General features: G+C 58.2%; 21 protein-coding genes. 3 read left to right on the top strand and 18 right to left on the bottom strand.

Annotation, left to right across the window (positions count from 1 at the left end; genetic code table 11):
• Positions 1-10 precede the first annotated feature (10 nt).
• From ACR0FG_RS11830 to ACR0FG_RS11765, 14 genes are all read right to left on the bottom strand, one after another.
• On the bottom strand, positions 11-277 hold the full coding sequence (locus ACR0FG_RS11830) for a hypothetical protein (protein WP_480893177.1): 267 nt from the start codon (positions 275-277) through the stop codon (positions 11-13).
• Positions 278-1,615, bottom strand: coding sequence for a DUF6638 family protein (locus tag ACR0FG_RS11825; protein WP_480893175.1), 1,338 nt, complete (start codon positions 1,613-1,615; stop codon positions 278-280).
• Complete coding sequence (locus ACR0FG_RS11820; RefSeq protein ID WP_480893173.1) at positions 1,612-2,067, bottom strand: hypothetical protein; 456 nt, start codon at positions 2,065-2,067, stop codon at positions 1,612-1,614. Before ACR0FG_RS11820 ends, ACR0FG_RS11825 begins: the two co-directional genes overlap by 4 nt.
• Position 2,068: 1 nt before the next feature.
• The gene (locus ACR0FG_RS11815; RefSeq protein ID WP_480893171.1) at positions 2,069-3,997 is read right to left on the bottom strand and encodes an AAA family ATPase; all 1,929 of its coding nucleotides are present in this window, start codon (positions 3,995-3,997) and stop codon (positions 2,069-2,071) included.
• A gap of 54 nt (positions 3,998-4,051) precedes the next feature.
• Positions 4,052-5,173 carry a hypothetical protein gene (locus tag ACR0FG_RS11810; RefSeq protein ID WP_480893169.1) on the bottom strand — a complete coding sequence of 374 codons (1,122 nt, stop codon included), beginning with the start codon at positions 5,171-5,173 and terminating at the stop codon, positions 4,052-4,054.
• Positions 5,163-5,585 (bottom strand): hypothetical protein, encoded by a 423-nt coding sequence (locus ACR0FG_RS11805; protein WP_480893167.1) that lies wholly within the window; start codon positions 5,583-5,585, stop codon positions 5,163-5,165. Before ACR0FG_RS11805 ends, ACR0FG_RS11810 begins: the two co-directional genes overlap by 11 nt.
• A 2-nt stretch (positions 5,586-5,587) precedes the next feature.
• Positions 5,588-6,667 carry a coiled-coil domain-containing protein gene (locus ACR0FG_RS11800; protein ID WP_170711063.1) on the bottom strand — a complete coding sequence of 360 codons (1,080 nt, stop codon included), beginning with the start codon at positions 6,665-6,667 and terminating at the stop codon, positions 5,588-5,590.
• Positions 6,668-6,863: 196 nt separating this feature from the next.
• Positions 6,864-7,295: a hypothetical protein gene (locus ACR0FG_RS11795; protein WP_170711064.1), complete on the bottom strand. Its 432-nt coding sequence runs from the start codon at positions 7,293-7,295 to the stop codon at positions 6,864-6,866.
• Between the two features lie 205 nt (positions 7,296-7,500).
• Entirely contained in the window at positions 7,501-7,968 is a 468-nt protein-coding gene (locus ACR0FG_RS11790; protein WP_480893164.1) for an Hsp20 family protein, read from the bottom strand.
• A 124-nt stretch (positions 7,969-8,092) separates the two neighbouring features.
• Positions 8,093-8,911 carry a trypsin-like serine peptidase gene (locus ACR0FG_RS11785; RefSeq protein WP_480893162.1) on the bottom strand — a complete coding sequence of 273 codons (819 nt, stop codon included), beginning with the start codon at positions 8,909-8,911 and terminating at the stop codon, positions 8,093-8,095.
• Positions 8,908-9,693, bottom strand: a complete 786-nt coding sequence (locus ACR0FG_RS11780; RefSeq protein ID WP_480893160.1) for a trypsin-like serine peptidase — start codon at positions 9,691-9,693, stop codon at positions 8,908-8,910. The genes ACR0FG_RS11785 and ACR0FG_RS11780 overlap by 4 nt, the downstream gene beginning before the upstream one ends.
• A 117-nt stretch (positions 9,694-9,810) precedes the next feature.
• The gene (glcF, locus tag ACR0FG_RS11775) at positions 9,811-11,106 is read right to left on the bottom strand and encodes a glycolate oxidase subunit GlcF (RefSeq protein WP_480893159.1); all 1,296 of its coding nucleotides are present in this window, start codon (positions 11,104-11,106) and stop codon (positions 9,811-9,813) included.
• Positions 11,107-11,110: 4 nt separating this feature from the next.
• Positions 11,111-12,211, bottom strand: coding sequence for a glycolate oxidase subunit GlcE (gene glcE / locus ACR0FG_RS11770; protein WP_480893157.1), 1,101 nt, complete (start codon positions 12,209-12,211; stop codon positions 11,111-11,113).
• A 69-nt stretch (positions 12,212-12,280) separates the two neighbouring features.
• Positions 12,281-13,717 (bottom strand): FAD-linked oxidase C-terminal domain-containing protein, encoded by a 1,437-nt coding sequence (locus ACR0FG_RS11765; RefSeq protein ID WP_480893155.1) that lies wholly within the window; start codon positions 13,715-13,717, stop codon positions 12,281-12,283.
• Positions 13,718-13,883: 166 nt separating this feature from the next.
• Here ACR0FG_RS11765 and ACR0FG_RS11760 point away from each other — a divergent pair, with 166 nt between their 5' ends.
• Positions 13,884-14,231, top strand: coding sequence for a hypothetical protein (locus ACR0FG_RS11760; protein ID WP_480893154.1), 348 nt, complete (start codon positions 13,884-13,886; stop codon positions 14,229-14,231).
• Positions 14,232-14,234: 3 nt separating this feature from the next.
• On the opposite strand, the gene ACR0FG_RS11755 is transcribed toward ACR0FG_RS11760, so the two are convergent.
• The 4 genes from ACR0FG_RS11755 to ACR0FG_RS11740 form a co-directional block, all read right to left on the bottom strand.
• Positions 14,235-14,720 carry an NAD(P)H-dependent oxidoreductase gene (locus ACR0FG_RS11755; protein WP_170711071.1) on the bottom strand — a complete coding sequence of 162 codons (486 nt, stop codon included), beginning with the start codon at positions 14,718-14,720 and terminating at the stop codon, positions 14,235-14,237.
• Position 14,721: 1 nt separating this feature from the next.
• On the bottom strand, positions 14,722-15,192 hold the full coding sequence (rlmH, locus tag ACR0FG_RS11750) for a 23S rRNA (pseudouridine(1915)-N(3))-methyltransferase RlmH (protein WP_480893152.1): 471 nt from the start codon (positions 15,190-15,192) through the stop codon (positions 14,722-14,724).
• Between the two features lie 44 nt (positions 15,193-15,236).
• The gene (gene rsfS / locus ACR0FG_RS11745) at positions 15,237-15,596 is read right to left on the bottom strand and encodes a ribosome silencing factor (RefSeq protein WP_480893367.1); all 360 of its coding nucleotides are present in this window, start codon (positions 15,594-15,596) and stop codon (positions 15,237-15,239) included.
• 164 nt (positions 15,597-15,760) lie between these two features.
• The gene (locus ACR0FG_RS11740) at positions 15,761-17,110 is read right to left on the bottom strand and encodes a mechanosensitive ion channel family protein (protein ID WP_480893150.1); all 1,350 of its coding nucleotides are present in this window, start codon (positions 17,108-17,110) and stop codon (positions 15,761-15,763) included.
• Between the two features lie 102 nt (positions 17,111-17,212).
• Here ACR0FG_RS11740 and ACR0FG_RS11735 point away from each other — a divergent pair, with 102 nt between their 5' ends.
• Together ACR0FG_RS11735 and leuC are read left to right on the top strand one after the other, a co-directional pair.
• Positions 17,213-17,308: an isopropylmalate isomerase gene (locus tag ACR0FG_RS11735; RefSeq protein ID WP_254438069.1), complete on the top strand. Its 96-nt coding sequence runs from the start codon at positions 17,213-17,215 to the stop codon at positions 17,306-17,308.
• 44 nt (positions 17,309-17,352) lie between these two features.
• Positions 17,353-18,756, top strand: coding sequence for a 3-isopropylmalate dehydratase large subunit (gene leuC, locus ACR0FG_RS11730; RefSeq protein WP_170711074.1), 1,404 nt, complete (start codon positions 17,353-17,355; stop codon positions 18,754-18,756).
• Positions 18,757-18,779 lie beyond the last annotated feature (23 nt).

The raw sequence follows: 18,779 nt of genomic DNA, 5'->3' as shown, positions 1-18,779 counted from the left end.
TATCCGGCCCTCATTTGAAATTTGTGATATAGATAAGCAGGGCAATCGCCCCAAGCGGGACGACATAGACCCCCAGTAACAGTTTGCGGCGAAACGAGTTGTCGTATTTCTTAAGCCCACGCGCGACAAAAGCATCCCGGTCGCCGGTCATCCCCTTCTTGTCCCAATGCGCAATCAACTTGCGGCGGCGCACCAGGCGAGAATAAATCGAAAGCCCGACATAGATCACAGTCAAAACGATCAACAACGGGATCAGGAAACGGATGGCAACGATCATTCAATTCCTCCCAACAGCGCCCCAGGGGCCGACCCGCGCGATGATATCTTCCGTGACACGGTCATCGCCGCTCATATCCGGTTCATGCCCGAACAGCGCGGCGCGGGCCCCCGACTTGTCCACCTGATACTCGCGCGCGAGGAAGTCGGCAACATAGGCTTTTTTTGCCTCGGGCCAGGTTTTGTAGGTGCTGTAGAACAACTCTTTGTGGCAGATGAACATCTGACGCGGATCCAGCGGGGCCAGTTCCGCCAGCAGCATGTTCACCAGATCGCGGTTCGGCGTATTGGCCGCGCGCAGCGTGTAGAAATAGGCCGGATGGTCCGAGGTGATGCGCGGCCACGGCCCTCCGTCCGTTGCCCAGCGCAACAGTTGCGCAAGCCCGTGATACGCCTCGGGCAATTGATCCGCATGGTTCCGGGCGAGACGACGCATATCGCTGCGATCCAGCCCGGTCAGATCGACCTCGGCATCTGCGGCGGCGGCAACGGTCAAGAAATCCATCTTTTGTTGCAGGATCGCTGCCGAATCCACGCCCCGCGCTTCGATGATCGTTTCAACCAGATTGTTCAGCCCCAGGAATTTGGCGATCTGGTTTCTTTGTGTCCGACCAAAAACATACTTGATCGGCAAATCGTCAGGTCGTTCGCCCATGCAAATCGCTGCCGGATGGTCTAGATCCGGAAACAGGTAGAGCCCACCGAAATGCGCCGTCCAGAAATTGCGTTGTTCAAACGCGGTGTGGCGCAGACGCACCGGGTTGCGTGTCACGTCGCCGGTTTCCTTGGCGGTTTCGATCATTTTCGCGATCAGCACATCGTCGAACCAGGCGTCCTCTTCGGTTTTGAACCGTTCGACCATGCCCGCCAACTGCTCGGCCTTGCGCAGCGTGCCGCCTGCGGTATCGGCCTCAATTTCAATCTTTTTGATATTCAACAAATCAATCGGCGTGGTGAGTTTGATGACTGAGTTCACCAGCTCTCCGGCCACCGCATCGGTGGCGGTCAGGGCAAACAACTGCGCCTCGTTCATCTCGATGAATTCACGCAGGATTTCGCGCGAGGTCGAGAATTTGACGTTCAGCAAAGGCGCGCGTTTCTGCTCGGTCGTCAGCAGAATGAACTGCCGATTGACCCCGTTGGGGTTGAGATAAAGCTCGTCCTCCAGCTCAATCCCCACCTCCGGCGAATAGCCCGAGATATCGACATGGAAATCCGTCAAGGCCGTGGTCTTGCCCGCCAGATGCTGCAGCGCGCGATTATACCGCTCGACCAGAGCCGGGCTGGAGATGTGGACGAGGTTGCCGAACATCAGGCCTTTTTCGATGAGGCGGATCATTTCAACCTGTCCTTCGAATTATGGCGCGTGCGCGCTTCTTTAATGCGGCCATGCTGAGCACTTATTCGACTTTGCATTTCTCGCTGCGAATCAATATCTTCAGCGGCTGCGCGACGCCCTAAAGAGTGGTTCAACAGGCAGACCGCAACGCTCGAAACTACAATCAGCAGTAGGAACTCAGCCCCTCCTTCAGAGCCGGTAGAAAGAAGAAGGAGCCAGCCCCACAAACTCAGAACGGTCGGAACACTACCGAGCCCTTCCGAAAGTATTGATGAAAGAATGACCGGCCCAATGGGTACCACAATGAATACAAGTAGCAAACTTACAAGCACCGCTCCCATTCCGGTGTGTTCGTCACTTTTCAAACGAAGTTTTCCGGCGTGCCAACCCACAACCGCTGAAATCGCGACGGTTAATAAATAATACGCAACAAGCGGTAGAAGATCATCCATTTCAGTCCCCCTCCAAATACCGCCGCTTGGCCTCTTCCATCCGGCCCATCTCACGCACTGCGTTTTCGATGGCGACCTCGTCGCTCTTGTCTGCATAACGGAATTCGCTGTCGGCGTAGCGGTTGATCTCCTGGATCACCATCTCGACCGTGATCGGCTGGCGAAGGTCCTCGATCATGGCCTTTTTGGTGTCGTAGTCGCGGAACAGGAACAGGTCGGGGTTTTCCATCCACTCGTCGGGCAGTTCGAAATCCATCGCGCGGACCTTGACCGCGTCGGTGATGTTCTTGATCGCGCGGCCGGTGAACCGCTCGTCCGCTTGTTGGATCGCCTTGAGGTAGGTGCCCAGCTTGGCGATGGTGTCCATCTGGCCGATCTCGCCGGAGACACGGTCATAGACCTGCAGCAAGGCATCCTCATGCGGGCGCGAATGGCTTTCGAAACTGGCGGCGACGGCCTTCTTGATCTCCTGCGCGGCATAGGCGTCGTGTTCGCCCAGCGGGATGTCGTGGTTGCGGCCCATCAGCAGGTGCAGGATGTCGATGTAATCCTCGCGCGTTTGCGGCCCGTCCACCAAAAACCGCGCGCCCGCTCGTTGGCGCAGAGCGTCGTCCACATTCTCGGGGTAGTTCGAGAACATGCCAAAGGTGCAGTTGCCGCGCACAACAGTGTTGGCGCCCGCAAAGCTCTCCATCAGAACAGCGGTGATTTCCAACTGTCCGGCTGACGATTGCCGGTCGCCGCGTTTGCCCGCCAGTTGGTCGATATCGTCGATGGTGCCGAAGCCGATAACCGAGGGGTCGATAATCGTGTTGATGAAGGCCTTGGCGTTCTGGCCGGATTTGCCCTGATAGCTGTCGATATTGTCGGTGCTCAGGTTCTGATAGCGGAACGGATAGCCGGCGTTCTGGCAATAGTCGTTGATCAGCCCGGCCATCATCTGGATCAGGGTGGTCTTGCCGGTACCCGGTTTGCCATCGCCCATGAAGGTAAAGATGAACCCGCCGAGTTCCGCAAACGGGTTCAGGCGGCGGTCGAAGTCATAGGCCATCACCATCTTGGCCAGCTTCATCGCCTGATATTTGGCGATATGGTTGCCGACCACCTCGTTCGGTTTCTTGAACGTCATGGTCAGGGTGGTTGATTTGGCCTTCGATGCCGGCTCAAATCCGCGGATGGTCAGATCGTCGGCCTCGATATGCCAGGCGGCGTTTTGGAACGGGGTCAGGTGGCCTGCGGACTGCGCGCGCAGGGCGGCTTTCTCCATCAATTGCTCGGCGTAGGCACTGGTGGCCGCGATCAGATGCGCATCGTCGGGGGCGTGTTTGGCCAGAGTCTGATCCAACTCCCACAAGGCCCCATGCAGGGCAAGCTGGCCGTTGTCGGTCAGAACCTCTTCGACCTCGCCCAGATCGACCGTGGCTTCACCCAGATGCGAGGACATCAGATAGGCCAAAGCGTTGCCAAACGTGTGCAGAGTGATCAGCGCCTCAGCCGTCAGCAATTCCGAAAACTCGGTCTTGCGCGCGGCTGGCAGATCCCCGGCCAGATTGGCGCGTTTCAAATCGGCCAGAGGGGTCTGTTCCGCATAGGCCTCGGCCACCGCCAGCGAGATGGCAATTGCCCGCCGAATGGCCTGCTGCGCAGTGGCCTGCGGCGGCGAAACCAAAGCATCGCCATCATCCGAGGCCTCGATCCGTTCGACCAAATGCACCCCATCTGCCCGCGCCGTACGCCGTGTCACCAACCCCGGCGTGGTTGACCGGAACCGGCGCCCGGATGACACCCCCGGCGAGCGCTCCACGGTCGCCTCAACGGCTTTGGCAATCCGCGGCGCGTGCTCGAACCCATTCAACAAGGCTGTCGCCGCCAGGTAATGCTTGCGAATATCAGCCTCGCGCAATTCCATCTGATCTGACGTCAAACTCATCTCAAAAACCACCCTTGCTTCATCTTTTCAAAAATACTCTCGCCGAAGGCGAAACTAATACCTCAACACCTGCCCCGACTTGCTGACCACGAACTTGCGCACATCCGCAAAGCCCGGCGGGTTGCGTTCAGCCAGCACCTGAAACGGACGCTGCGGCAGGATGATCGAGCGCTGCGTGCGCGTCGCCCCGGTCTCGGCCCCTTGCCCGCCAAACGGGTCCAAGGCAAAGACCTCGCGATCTACCGTGCCAAACCAGCCTGAGCGCTCCTGAACCACCTCTTCGCTTTCCAGTTCTTCGGTGGTCCATGCCAGCGCCCAGTCTTGCCCCTCGGGCGCCTGCGCGTCCTCCAGAACTTGCCGCAAAGGCCCGGACTGCTCGGTATAGGCCGAGGAATACATCGGCCCCACATGAATGCGGCGCAGATGTTTGGGGTGCAGGTCGTGAAAATCCTGATCGAAGCCCTTCGCAATCGTCACCAGTTTCAACCCGCCTAGCGATTGCGCCATCAGGTGGGCCTGCACTTCGGGCCAGCGGCGCTGATCCTTGGGCAGGGCCGTCTTGCCACTATCCTCCAACTGCATCAGGTAGATGACCGGCAGGTTGATCTGGCTATCATAAACCGCCCAGTGGATCATGAACCTGCGCCGCTCGCCCTCATTCCCGATCCAGTGACATTCGGGATCGTTGCGGGCCCAGAACAGCTCTCCTTTCAGCAATTCCTCATAATAGAGCCTTTGGGACAGCGCGAATTGCAGCTTGGTGGGGATGTCCTGATCGCCAATGATCGTCCGCACCATGTCGGTTTTCAGCTCGTCGGCTGACGGCATATTCGCCAGATGCACCTGCGCCTGCTGCGCGTCATTGGCCATCGTCAGCAGCTCAGCCGCCACCGGAAACCCGCTGTCGCGCTTGTCCATGGCAAGGCTACCAAAGAACCGCCCGGTATCGCGCCCGACCAGCAGGTATTTCATGGAAAGCGCGCGGAAGGTGTAGAGCAGCCCCGAAAGGTAGCGCGACACGATCCGCACCTCTTGCTTGCTGATCGCGCCCTCAGCCTCCATCGTCGCGGCCACGCGCAGGAGGTGGACGGTGATCACCTCGAATTTACGGAAATAGCGGCGCGAAGCGAAGGTGTCGGTCAGGCCGACATGGTCTTGGGTGGGGTTAGCTGGCAATTGCTTTCCCCCACAGTCTAAGAACGTCCGCAGACGCTATCTGGCGTTGTTTGCGAACAGAACCAATTAAATCCGCTGGAGAATAGTGGTGAGCGCGTTGCCAGATAATTCCACATTTCTGAACTATGCCAACATAAGCAGGGCCGACAAACCTCGCTACTTGCCAAACGAGAAAGGCCAAATAAATTGGCGACAGCAATATTAGTGAAACTACCACCGCAGTTTCGTTGCCACCGGTAATCCAAAACGTAACCGCAAAGCTAATGGCGAATACCGCCATCAAAGGTAGCGCAAAGAGAAAGTACCACCCCCCGATGTATGCCATTGCAAGCACTGCACCGAAGATACCAATAACCCAACGAAGGGGCGACCAACCTAACTGCTCTGACCGGCTTGCATTCAATCGGCCCAAGCTCAACCCCCATACAAATTCTTATCATGCTTCTCGACAATCGAGGCGAACCGGCGGGCAAAGCGTTCATCCGCCTTGGCCTTTTTCTCCAGCACGTCGCGGGCAAAGACCATGTGGTCCTCGTGCGCCTCAAGCATGTCAGCCATTTTCTGGTTGGTCGCGGTGCCGATGGCGGCCATGGCGGTTTGCGCCTCTTGGTCCGTCTGTACGCCGATCTCGTTGATGCGGTGGGCCACATCCTGCTGCTGCGCGGTTTTCAGCGACTTGGTCAGGGCGTCATACAGCACCACTCGCTGTTGCGTGTCTGTCTGCAGCTTGTTGATCAGCACCATCTGCGTCGCCGCCTGGTTCTGCAGGGAATCGACCCAGGTCTTGCCCTTTTCGATATAGCGTTCCAGCGTCTGAGATTTGGCCAGCTTGACCTGCTCTTCCTGAACCTTGGCGTTGTATTGCTTGTTCAACTCGGCCAATTCAGTCTCTAACTGGGTGCGCGCGGCGGCATCCTGTTCGACGCTGATCTTGTTCTCAAGCGTGATAATCGTCGGGTCCATGCCTTGGATCTCAGCCCGCAGGGCCTCCAGCTCAGCCACGGTGGCCTCGCGATCATCCAGCGTAACGGTCAGGTTGTCCTCGACCTTCACGCGCTGTTCTTCCAGCACGGAAAGCTGCCCTTCCAGCAGTTTCACGATTACGTCCGATTTGGCAATCAGGTCCTGCAGCTTGTCGTCGATATTGGCGGTGCGCATACGCTCCTGCCGCATGGATTCAGATTTGGCCTTGGCGAAGATGCCGACAAAGCTCTCCCACCCGGTTTTCGACCGCATCTCGTCGAAATCTTTGGAGAACGCATTGGTGACGTCGTCCAGCCCCATGATCAACTCGGCGATATTGGCGTTCATCACCTCGGTATGGGCGTGCACGTCTTCAAGCGTGGCGTTTTCGATATCGATATCCGCCTCTGACGTACCGATCTTGGCACGTGCCGCTTCGATCCGCGAGGTCAGCCCTTCGATCTGCGACTGGCTTTCGCGCACCTTGGCCTGAGTTTCCTGAATCAACGCATCAAATTGCTGGTTCGACATCTCTGCTATCCCTTTTTTTGTTATCTACCCAATAAGATAGGCAATGTTACATCTATTTACATCCCTTCGGATGCTAAATTCCCGCAAAGATTGGCAAATTCGGGAGGGAAATGAAAGGCGGCACGGATAAACTCCGCACCAGCACAGACAGGCGCGTCACAGATGCAACGTTTGGGTAATTACCCCCAACGCCCTATCAGTAATGGGAATATCTGAAATTCACGACTTCGTCGTTCTGGATGGCGCAATGGGCTTTGATATAGCTGCGCTGATCATTGCTGTCCTTGGATCGGGCCACTTCCAGATCGATCAGATCAATCCCATCGGAATTTGTCGTGTAAGATAGCGTCCGTTCGAAATCTACGGCGTAATATCCCTGATTGGTCATCGCGGCATGAGTCCGATGCATACACAGCCCGACGTCATTTTCCTCTTCCGAGACATGCGGGTGTTTGTGATATTTCGATCCGTGCTTGTGATGATGTTCGGCGATTGAAGCCCCCAAAACGCCAAGCGCAACCCCAGCGATCACGGCACCGGCATCATCCGCTTTGGCCGGAGCCGAGATCAGTGAGGTCAATGCAAGCGCGGTTGTTGTAATTCCGGCGAACAGGTGATTGGGACGCATGGGCAGTTTTCCTTTTCCTATCTGCGAAAGTTGAAAAAGATCAGCAGGATGTTCGGAAAAGTCTAACCCGGTAACGGCCAAACGCACCAGAATTTTAGGCGCACCGTCGGCATTCTTAATACAATTCGCCCCGCGTCTGGAGGAACGCGGGGCGTGTGGTGCGATAATCCTAAGAGGCGGGACTATCGCCGCGTGGTCGGTGGCCTCAGTTCACGGCCTTGGCGTCGACCACATCCTTTTCGATCGCATTGGCCGAGGAAATCTCGATCCGGCGCGGCTTGAGCGCTTCAGGCACTTCGCGCTTGAGATCGATGTTCAGCATACCGTCTTCATGGCTTGCACCGGTGACGCGCACGTGATCGGCCAGCGCAAAGCGGCGTTCGAACGCGCGGGTGGCGATGCCACGATGCAGATAGCTGCGCTCTTTCTCGTCGGCGGCTTTCTTGCCGGTGACAATCAGGGCGTTTTCCTTGACCTCGACCGACAGGTCGGACTCCGAGAATCCGGCGACAGCAATCGAAATCCGGTATGTATCGGCATCTGTCTTTTCGATGTTGTAGGGCGGATAGCTGGGCTGCGCCACGTCGTTGGTCAGAACGCGATCCATCATGTCTGCGATCTGGTCAAAGCCAATGGTTGCGCGGTGCAGCGGTGCAAAATCAAAACTACGCATGTGTCGTTATCCTCATCTGAGCGATTTACGATGTCGCGCCCTCCGTTCGGACAGGCGCTGGTGAGTTCCGGACCCCGATATTGGCGATCCGGTAAAACTCAGATGGGTAGAGGAATGAGACAGTTCAAGACCCGCCCGCACTGATGAATTTCGCCCCCGAACTGGACTTGTCTGCCCCAGGCTGCAAACGTCGGATCGTGGCCAGTGGCTTTGGTGCGTCGCGACGCAGGATCGCCTTGAGTTCGGACACCACCCCAGACAGTTCCATTCCATAGCCGACCTTTCTGCGGCCGTCCCAGCCCACGGCGGACACGACCGACAGGATTTGCCAGCGCGGTCCGGTTTTAGCCAGAATGGCTGACCCCGACGACCCGAATGTCACGTCGCAGTTAAAACTGATGAGGCCCTCTCCACGCCCCAGGATGTTGCATGACCGCTGACGTGTGATCGCCTCGGCCCGGCCACGCCCATAAGATGCGACGCTGATCTCGCTGCCCGAAATGCGGCCACTGTGCAGCGCAAACGGGTTGGCAATAGAATAGGGGATTGGCTCCTCCAGCCGCATCAGAGCCACATCAACACGGATGCGTGGCGCCGTCACCCGCCTGTTGGCGACAAAGTCGGGATGTGAGGCGATTTGGATCACCTTACGATCTGCAAGTGACTCACCATCGCTCAGCCCGGCGCGAAACGTCACTTTGCCGGGCGGATAGGGCTTGCCAGTGGCCTTGTCCAAGGCACAATGCGCTGCGGTCAGGACGAGATCTTTGGCAATCAGCGTTCCGGTGCAGAATCCCTGATCGCCTATGTCCAATCGCCCGACGGCCTCCCAGCCATACAGATCATCGCGATCGGTCAGGCGCCGCTGATTGCTCAGCTGCGCGTGCGATGCGGTTGCGGCAAAGCTAAGAATAACTGCTGTTTTTATTAGAATTCGGATCATGGTTTCAAAAATCTCGCACCAATGTTTTTGCTTGAATTATCGTGAGACGCCGAATGTCCACGGCCTGCATTCAATTCGGCCTGCAACAGTTCCAGCGACTCTTCCAGCGCCGTACCCAAGGCAACCCGGCTACCGCCCATCTCGGCCTTAGCGGCGACGACGGAGACAATGCGCGGCCGCTCCTGCGCGAATGAGAAGATCGGCGCGCCCGACGCACCAAAATCGACATTGCAGGACATGATCAGAACCCCGGACTGACGCGCCACGACCGAGCAGACCTCTTGCAAAGATGGCGCTTCGGCGCGGTCATGCGCGTAGGATACAACGCCCACATCCTCTCCGCGCGCAGGTCTGGATCCGGTCTCAAAAGGAATGACCGACGTGTTGCGGATCGGCTGCCCCAACTCAATAAGGGCAATGTCGTACCGAACGCGATCTGCCGTGGCATCTGCGTTAAAATTGTATCTCGGATGAATAACCGTCCGCTGCGCCGCCCGATAAGCCGACGCATGACCCAGACGCCAGCCCGCCAAAAACTCAATACGGGCGGGATCGACCCTCTTATGGGTGACTTTGTCGAACAGGCAATGCGCCGCCGTCAGGACCAGAGTGGGTGAGATCAGCGCACCCGTGCAAAACCCGGTTCCATCAATATTCAGACGGCCGACAGCCATCCAGTCGCGCCCGGAATCGCTGGTCTTCATACTTTTCAGGCCGGAATCCTGCGCCATGGCCACCAGCGGCAGCACCCCAAGGGCAATGGCTGTAATCCATCTGCGCACGCAATTCTCCGGTCGGTTATCCGACCATCGGTGTTAAAGGCAGGGTGGGGCGAAAATAGGGCAGATTGGACCTTTGCCAGAAATAGCCGGATCGGTGCGCGAAAGCTGCAATCAGCGTTAATGGGCGTTCTCTGTCAGTGCACGCGGCTTGGGGCCTCCGGTCGCCCAGTCCAGCAGTTCGACCGTATGCACGACGGGGATCTCTGTGCCCGAACCGATCTGCATCATGCACCCGATATTTCCTGCTGCGATCACATCGGGAGATTTTGCTTCAAGCGTTCGCACTTTCCGCGCCCTCAACTGGCCTGATATTTCGGGCTGCATCAGATTATACGTGCCGGCAGAACCGCAGCACAGATGACTATCAGCGGGCTCTAACACAGGGAATCCCGCGCGTTTCAAAAGGGTTTTGGGGTGTGATTTGACCTGTTGGCCATGCTGCAAGGAACAGGCGGCGTGATAGGCTACTTTCATCTGTTTGCTTCCCCCCTCGGGCATGTCCAGACGCATCAACACTTCGCTGATGTCCATCGCAATCGCCGAGACACGCTGCGCATCTTCAGCCAGCGGATCATTGCGAAACATATGGCCGTAGTCCTTTACCGTGGTTCCGCAGCCCGATGTATTGATGACGATCGCATCCAGCCCCGACCCATCCATCTCGCGGGTCCAGGCGCGGATATTGTCCGCCGCAGAGCCATGGCTATGCTCTGTTTTGCCCATGTGGTGGGTCAGCGCCCCGCAACAGCCCGCGCCTTCGGCCACCACGACCTCGCATCCCAATCGAGTCAAAAGGCGGATCGTGGCGTCGTTGATATCGGTGTTCAGCGCCCTTTGGGCACACCCTGTCATCAGCGCGACACGCAGCTTGCGCGGTCCTTGCGACGGAAAACTCTGCGGGTCGTCGTTCCGACTAACCGGCGGGATGTGCTTGGGCGCCATGTCCAGCATGGCCCGCAATCGCGCATCCGGCATCAGAAACCGAAAAGGACGCCCAAGCTTGGCGCCGATCAACGCCCAGCGAAACCGCATGGGATAGGGCAAAATCTGCGCCAAAACCCAACGTAGAACACGATCCGACAGCGGGCGCTTATAGGTCTCTTCGATATAGGCCCGTGCGTGGTCGACCAGATGCATGTAGTGCACCCCGGAAGGACAGGTTGTCATGCAGGCCAGACAGGACAGGCAACGATCAATGTGTTTGACCGTTTTGTCATCCGGCACCCGCGCGTTCTCCAACATGTCCTTGATCAGATAGATACGCCCACGCGGGCTGTCCAATTCATCCCCCAGTACCTGATAGGTCGGGCAGGTCGCGGTGCAAAAACCACAATGCACGCAGCTGCGCAGAATAGCATTCGACCGTTCGATGGCCGGATCTTTCAACTGCTCGTCGGTAAATTTCGTCTGCATCACTCTACCCCATCAGACCCGGGTTAAACACAGAACGCGGGTCGAATTTTGCCTGAATTGACTTTGTTAGAGCCTGAATCGCAGCATTCTCTGGCTGAAATCGCCCAAGCCGGTCATAGGTTTCGGCCTCAGCCCGCACCAGTGTCGCGTGCCCATCGATCTCGCCTAGCCGCGCGCGCAGATCGGTGCCGCTTGGCATCAGAGCCCAGATCAGCCCGCCACCCCAGTCAAACAGGATGGCCTCGGCCTCAAGCCTTGCTGCTATTTCCGGCGCATCCCCCGGTTTCACCGACAAACGCCAGATGTCGCCGCTTGTTCCTTCGAACTTCCTCGCATCGCGCAACCCGGCCCACAGTGCCGCAGACCCGGCTTGCTTGGATACATCGCCAAACTCTGCCAGATCACCCTGCAACCGGCCGCATCGATAGGCGACCGAGTCCTCGAACCCTTCAATCCTCACGTAGGCAAGGCCCGCGTCAGGGTCATAAGCTGCCCCGCTGACCTCAAACGGGGAACACAGCGCCTTAGACAAGGCGCGCACCGCGACGCTTGGATCAGGAACCTGAACCGACAAGGTCGCGCTTGCCTCGGGCTTCGGTAACACCTTCAGCGACACTTCCGAGAGAACCCCCAACGTGCCCCATGATCCCGCCATCAGCTTGACCAGATCATAGCCGGTGACGTTCTTCATCACCCGCCCACCATTCTTGATGACCTGTCCTGTCCCGTCGACAAACCGCACGCCCAGCAAGAAATCGCGGCAAGCACCCGACAATATCCGGCGCGGCCCCGAGATATTGGCCGCAACTAGCCCACCTATGGTCGGCGCACCCGACGTTCCCAGCAGGGCTCGGTAATCTGCCGGCTCAAAGGCCAATTGCTGCCCTTCCGCGTCTAGCGCAGCTTCGATTTCAGCGACGGGGGTACCTGCCTGCGCCACCAGCGTCAGCGCGCCCGGTTCGTACAGAGTGATCCCCCGCAAACCCCCTGTCTGCAAAACGACGCCGGGCCCGCTGACGCCGCGCGTGCCACCTCCGACAATCCGAACCGGAGCACTCAGCCCGGTCACCGCTTCGGCCAACTCAGCCTCTGTCTCAGGTCTCATCCGATATCTTCTTCTGTTCAAAAATACCTCGGGGTGAATTGGCCCACCGGGCCAAGAGGGGCTGGCCCCTCACCCCGCTTCTCGTCGCGCTTCGGTCAGTTGCAGGGGAAACACCTTGGCCGGATTCAGCAACCAGCGCGGATCAAACACGTCTTTCACAGCCATCTGCGCTTCGAGATCCTGCAATGAATATTGATGCGTCATCAGATCCCGCTTTTCGATCCCCACCCCATGCTCACCTGTCAGGCATCCGCCCGCATCGACGCAAAGCTTCAGGATTTCAACGCCAAACGCCTCGCATTTCTCAAGATCGCCGGGCTTGTTGGCATCAAACAGGATCAGCGGATGCATGTTCCCGTCGCCTGCATGAAACACATTACCAACCGGCAATCCGAACTCGACGCTCAATTCGCCGATCCGGCGCAGAACTGAGGGCAGCGACGAGACAGGGATCGTACCGTCCAGACACATGTAATCGTTCATCTGACCCATTGCGCCAAAGGCTGATTTCCGCCCCAGCCAGATTTTCGCGCTTTCCTCGGGCGATTGGCTTTCGCGCAGTTCCACTGGTTTGTGACGCTTTGCAATCTCAACGATCTTGGACAATTGCGCATCAATTTCGGCATCCGAGCCTTCGACTTCGACGATCAACAAAGCCGTACAATCCGGATATCCCGCGTGGGCAAAATTCTCGCAGGCCCTGATACAAAGCGTATCCATGAACTCGATTGCCACCGGTAGAATGCCTGACTTTATGATGTCCGAGACACAGTGCCCTGCCACCTCATTGTCATCGAACCCCATCAGCACGGGCCGCGCGCCCTCGGGTTTGCGCAGGATGCGCAGGGTTGCCTCGGTCACAACGCCCAATTGCCCTTCCGAGCCGCAGATAAGTCCCAACAGGTCCAAGCCGCCCGAATCCAGATGCGCGCCACCGATATCAACCACGCTCCCGTCCATCAGAACCATTCTGACACCCATCAGGTTGTTTGTGGTCACCCCGTATTTCAGACAATGCGCACCGCCAGAATTCATCGCGATATTGCCCGCAATTGCGCAGGCCAATTGTGAGGATGGATCCGGTGCGTAAAAGAAATCCTCTTCTTCGACAGCACCAGTCACACTGAGATTGGTGCGGCCGGTCTGAACCCGAACAAACCGATTGTCGTAGTCCGTCTCGAGCACTTCGTTCATACGCGCAATGCCCAGGATTACGCTATCAGCGGTCGGTAGCGCGCCCCCGGCCAAGGACGTGCCGGATCCGCGCGGTACAACAGGCACACCCTCATCATGGCAAATGCGTAACACATCCGACACTTCTTGCGTAGTTGATGGCAGAACAACCAACATGGGAGGGCACCTGTAGGCCGTCAGGGCATCGCATTCATAGGCGCGGGTTTCCGCAGGTTCGTGGATGATCGCATCATTGGGCAGTACCTGATGCAACCGTGCCAAAAGCGCTTGCTTGCTGGCCAGGACGTCCGGGTTTGGCTGCGGCATTTCCATAGCTGTCTCTCCATTTGGTAAAATAATATTACCAATTTTTGATTTTTGCAAGCACCTATCCCAGGAACCAAAGCGCCACCGCTTGGCCAACAAAACCAACGATTTGCCGATAAACAGGCACACACTCGTGATAGAAACACTGCGCATCAAACGTTAGGGTCTTCTCATGCGACATGTGATTCTCGGCCTTCTTTTGGCCAGCCCCGCCCTTGCCGATCCGCCTGTCATCGAAGAAGTTTCAGCCACCAAAAGCGGCGATACATGGCGGTTCGATGTCACGATCCGGCACCCGGATACAGGGTGGGACGATTACGCTGATGGCTGGCGTGTGTTGGACATGGAAGGGGCCGAGCTGGGTATGCGCGTTTTGCATCACCCTCACGTCGACGAACAGCCCTTTACGCGATCATTGAGCGGAGTCGCGATCCCCGAGAGCGTAACGCAAGTACAAATTCAGGCGCGGGACAATGTGGGCGGTTGGAGTGAAAGCACCACCATCGTCGATCTGGACTAGGGCTCAAAACACTCCAAGACTCAGACCGGCGGCCATCGCGGCCCCAATCTCGCGACATTTCTCAAGTTGATCTTCGGGGATGATCTTTTGCGCCAATATCGCCTCGGGCGTCTGCGCAAGGGTGCGAAGGATCAATGGCGGCTGCACCTCTTTCAATCGCCAGCCGGTGGCAATGCGAGCGGTCTGGCGGGCCGCGTTCTCTCCGTCTGACCCGGCACAGATCATTTGGGCATAGGGTCGTCCTTCGATTCGACCGAGTACCGGGTAATAGCTGCGGTCAAAGAACTCTTTCATCAGACCCGAAATCGCCGCCAGATTCTCGGGCGCGCAGAAGATGTAGCCATCAGCGCCCAGCAAATCTTCGGGTCCGGCCTGATCAGCGAACTTCAGAACGGTGTCTGCCTCGGCCTGCGCAGCCTCGGCCGCCGCTTCGGCCATCTGCCGTGCGCCGCCGGTGCGCGAATGGTAAACGATCAGTAGCTGCGCCATATCAGACCCGGTGATAGGGGCCGCCCGACAGAATAGTTGCGGCCCGGTAGAGTTGTTCGGCCAACATCACACGGACCAGCATGTGGGGCCAGACCATCGACCCGAATGAGAGGGAAAAATCGACTTCAGCCCGCAGTTCAGGGTCTATTCCGTCGGCTCCGCCGATGATCAGTGCCAGATCCTGCCGCCCGGCATCGCGCCAGTCGCCCAGCTTTTTGGCGAAATCTGGGGAAGACATGACCCGTCCGCGTTCGTCCAGCGAACAGATCACAGCACCCTTCGGCAGGGCCTTGCGCAGCAGCGCGCTCTCGGCCGCCATGCCTGCGTTCTTCTTGTCCTCAACTTCAATTACCCGCGCGGGACCAAGGCCCAGGCCACGGCCGGTCCGTTCAAATCGGGTCAGGTAATCGTCAAGCAGGGATTTCTCGGGTCCGGCGCGCAATCGCCCGACCGCAACTATGCTGATACGCATATCTCTCTCGCCTCCGGCCTGTTAATTCAGACCGGGATGGCGCCTCAGTTCGTCGAGGCGCTGCCGCCTGCAGGAAGCCACATCTTTTCCAGCTGGTAGAATTCGCGCACTTCGGGGCGGAAGATATGGACGATGACGTCGCCCGTATCGATCAACACCCAATCGCCGGCATCCTTGCCTTCGACCTTCGAGGTGAATCCGAATTCCTGCTTGATGCGATCTGTCAGCTTTTCCGCCATGGCCGAGACCTGACGGGTCGACCGACCCGAGGCAATCACCATGTGATCCGCAACCGAGGATTTGCCCTGCAGGTTGATCTGCACGACGTCTTCGGCCTTGTCATCGGAAAGTGAGGAAAGGATACGTACAAGCAGCTCATCGCTGATTGACTGAGAGTGGGCCATCACTGAGGCCCCGTCTTCGGCGGGCAAACCCGCCTGGGTATGTAGAGACAGGACATAGTCCTCCTTTGCTGCGCGCCGCACTTTCCCGGCGCCGGGGTATTATTAAGGTAACAAGGGGAATGCAACATTTCAATGAACGGGCGCGACAGGGCCGCAACGTCTGCTCACTCTTTGGCGATCTGTTGCTGCTCTGCGTCGGGCAACAGCCGGACTTCGCGCTGCGGGAAGGGAATCGAGATGCCTTCAGCCTGAAACGCATCCCAAAGCGCCAGATAGATATTGCCCCGGATATTCGTCAGCCCCTTGGTCGGGTCGCTGATCCAATAGCGCAGCACGTAGTCAACGCTGCTGTCGCCAAAGCCAGTGATGTGGCAGACCGGCTCGCGAGAACCGCCTCCCAGCACCCGTGCCACGGATTTGGCGGCGCGGATCGCCGTCGCACGCACTTTATGTGGGTCGTCCGAATAGCTGGCCCCGAAATTCAGATCCAGTCGAACGAACTTGTCCGAATGCGACCAGTTCACAACCTGATTGGTGATCAAATCCTCGTTTGGGATCAGGTATTCCCGCCCGTCGCGCGTCACCACCGAAACATATCGCGCACCCAGCGCGTTGATCCAGCCGAACGTATCCCCAAGTGAAATGACGTCGCCCGGTTTGATGGAGCGGTCCATCAGGATGATGATGCCCGAGATCAGGTTCGACACCACCTTTTGCAGCCCGAACCCTATCCCCACACCAATCGCACCGGACAGCAGGGCAATCCCGGTCAGGTCGAAGCCAAGGGTCCGGATCGCGGCCAGAAAGACCGCGCCGTACAGCAACACTTGTATACCCTTGGCCAGAAGCACCTGCATCGACGGGGTGATGTCGTCATTGCTCATCAACCCCCGTTCAGCGGTGCGGGTGCCGATGCGGGCCAGCGTCAGCAGAACCCCGATCAGCAGCGTTGCCTTGAGGATCCCCAGCGTCGAGATGTGCAGGTCGCCGATGGTTATGGCCACACCGTCCAGAAACTCGGCCACATCGTCAGTCAGGCTCAGGGCAACCAGCGTGGCGTATATCCACATGGCCCATTTGAATATCCGCCGCAGGGTCCGGTTGCGCACCAGCCGCGCAACCAGCGCAATGATCAGCCACGCCAGCGCCAGCGTCGCCACCACACCGATAAGATAACTGCGTGAGGGCCAGGTGATATGCTGCATGAGCAGATACAAGGCCCAGGACATCAGCACGAAATAGACCAGCGTCAGCCGTTGCATCAGTTGCACCAGGGTGCGTAGCCGCCATTTCGGCCAGCCGGTGCGCGACCGCGCCCAAACCTGCCACCGGCGCTGCGTACCCAGTTTCAGCGCAAAGGCCAGCGCCCAAAGCAGCAAAATAATGACCAGCTGATGCTGACGCCAGCCGGGCGTAATCACCAGTTCGACAAGGTTTTCAAATTGCGCGGAAAAGCCCGCCACCATGTTGTTGTAGAGGTCCGACAGCGAGCTGGGGATCAGATCCTGATTCATGATGCCAGATTGAACAGCGTTGCGCCGCGATGCAAGCCCGCGATCGGATTGAACCTTGATTGACGGCAAGCCCCGATATATCTGATCGGCATGAGACTCAATGTGGCCCAACAGCAGAATCTGGAAGATCGCGCGCGCCTGCGCGAACGGTTCTTTGGGGCTGCCCGCACGGTTCTGGCCCGGCTATCCGCGGCCTGAGCTACCTCGCCAGCCATTTCTCATTTACACACGGGAGAGGACCGATGTCCCCCAAAACACTCTATGACAAAATCTGGGATGCCCATGTCGCGCACGAAGCCGACGATGGCACCTGTTTGCTGTATATCGACCGCCATCTGGTGCACGAAGTCACCAGCCCGCAGGCCTTTGAAGGACTGCGCATGGCGGGCCGCAAGGTGCGCGCACCGGAAAAAACCATTGCCGTGCCGGACCACAACGTACCCACCACGCCGGATCGTGTGAACGGGATCGAAAACCCGGAATCGCGCATTCAGGTTGAAGCACTCGACAAGAACGCCAAGGATTTTGGCATTCACTATTACCCGGTCCACGACGTCCGTCAGGGCATCGTGCATATCGTCGGCCCCGAACAGGGCTGGACCCTGCCCGGCATGACCGTTGTCTGCGGTGATAGCCACACCGCGACTCACGGCGCATTCGGCGCTCTGGCGCATGGCATCGGTACCTCCGAGGTTGAGCACGTTCTGGCCACGCAAACCCTGATCCAGAAGAAATCCAAGAACATGAAGGTCGAGATCACCGGCAAATTGCAGCCGGGCGTGACCGCCAAGGACATCACTCTGGCTGTGATCGGTGAGACCGGAACCGCTGGCGGCACCGGCTATGTCATCGAATATTGCGGCGAAGCGATCCGTGATCTGTCGATGGAAGGTCGCATGACCGTCTGCAACATGGCAATCGAAGGCGGCGCACGCGCGGGTCTGATCGCCCCGGATGAGACCACGTTCGAATATGTCAAAGGCCGTCCACACGCGCCCAAGGGCGCCCAGTGGGAAGCAGCGATGGACTGGTGGAAAACGCTCTACACCGACGAAGGCGCGCATTTCGACAAGGTTGTGACCCTGCGCGGCGAAGACATCGCGCCTGTTGTCACCTGGGGCACCAGCCCCGAGGATGTTTTGCCGATCACCGCGACTGTGCCGCACCCCGAAGACTTCGAAGGCGGCAAGGTCGACGCGGCCCGCCGTTCGATCGAATACATGGGTTTGGAAGCCGGTCAAAAGCTCAGCGAAGTCGAAGTCGACACTGTCTTTATCGGATCCTGCACAAATGGTCGGATCGAAGACCTGCGTGCGGCGGCGGAAATCCTTAAGGGCAAAAAGATCAAGGACGGGATGCGTGCCATGGTCGTACCCGGCTCGGGTCTGGTGCGGGCGCAAGCCGAAGAAGAAGGACTGGCCGAGATCTTCAAAGAGGCTGGTTTCGAATGGCGTTTGGCTGGATGTTCCATGTGCCTGGCGATGAACCCCGACCAGCTGCAACCGGGCGAGCGTTGTGCCGCAACCTCGAACCGCAACTTCGAAGGGCGTCAGGGCCGCGGTGGACGTACCCATTTGCTGAGCCCCGCGATGGCTGCCGCAGCGGCGATCACGGGACGGCTTACAGACGTGCGAGAACTGATGTAAGAAGCTCTCATATCTAGATATTT

The sequence above is a fragment of the Ruegeria sp. E1 genome, from assembly GCF_056534225.1.
Note: the sequence above shows the minus strand (reverse complement) of the source record. Positions and strands in the feature narration are given on the sequence as shown.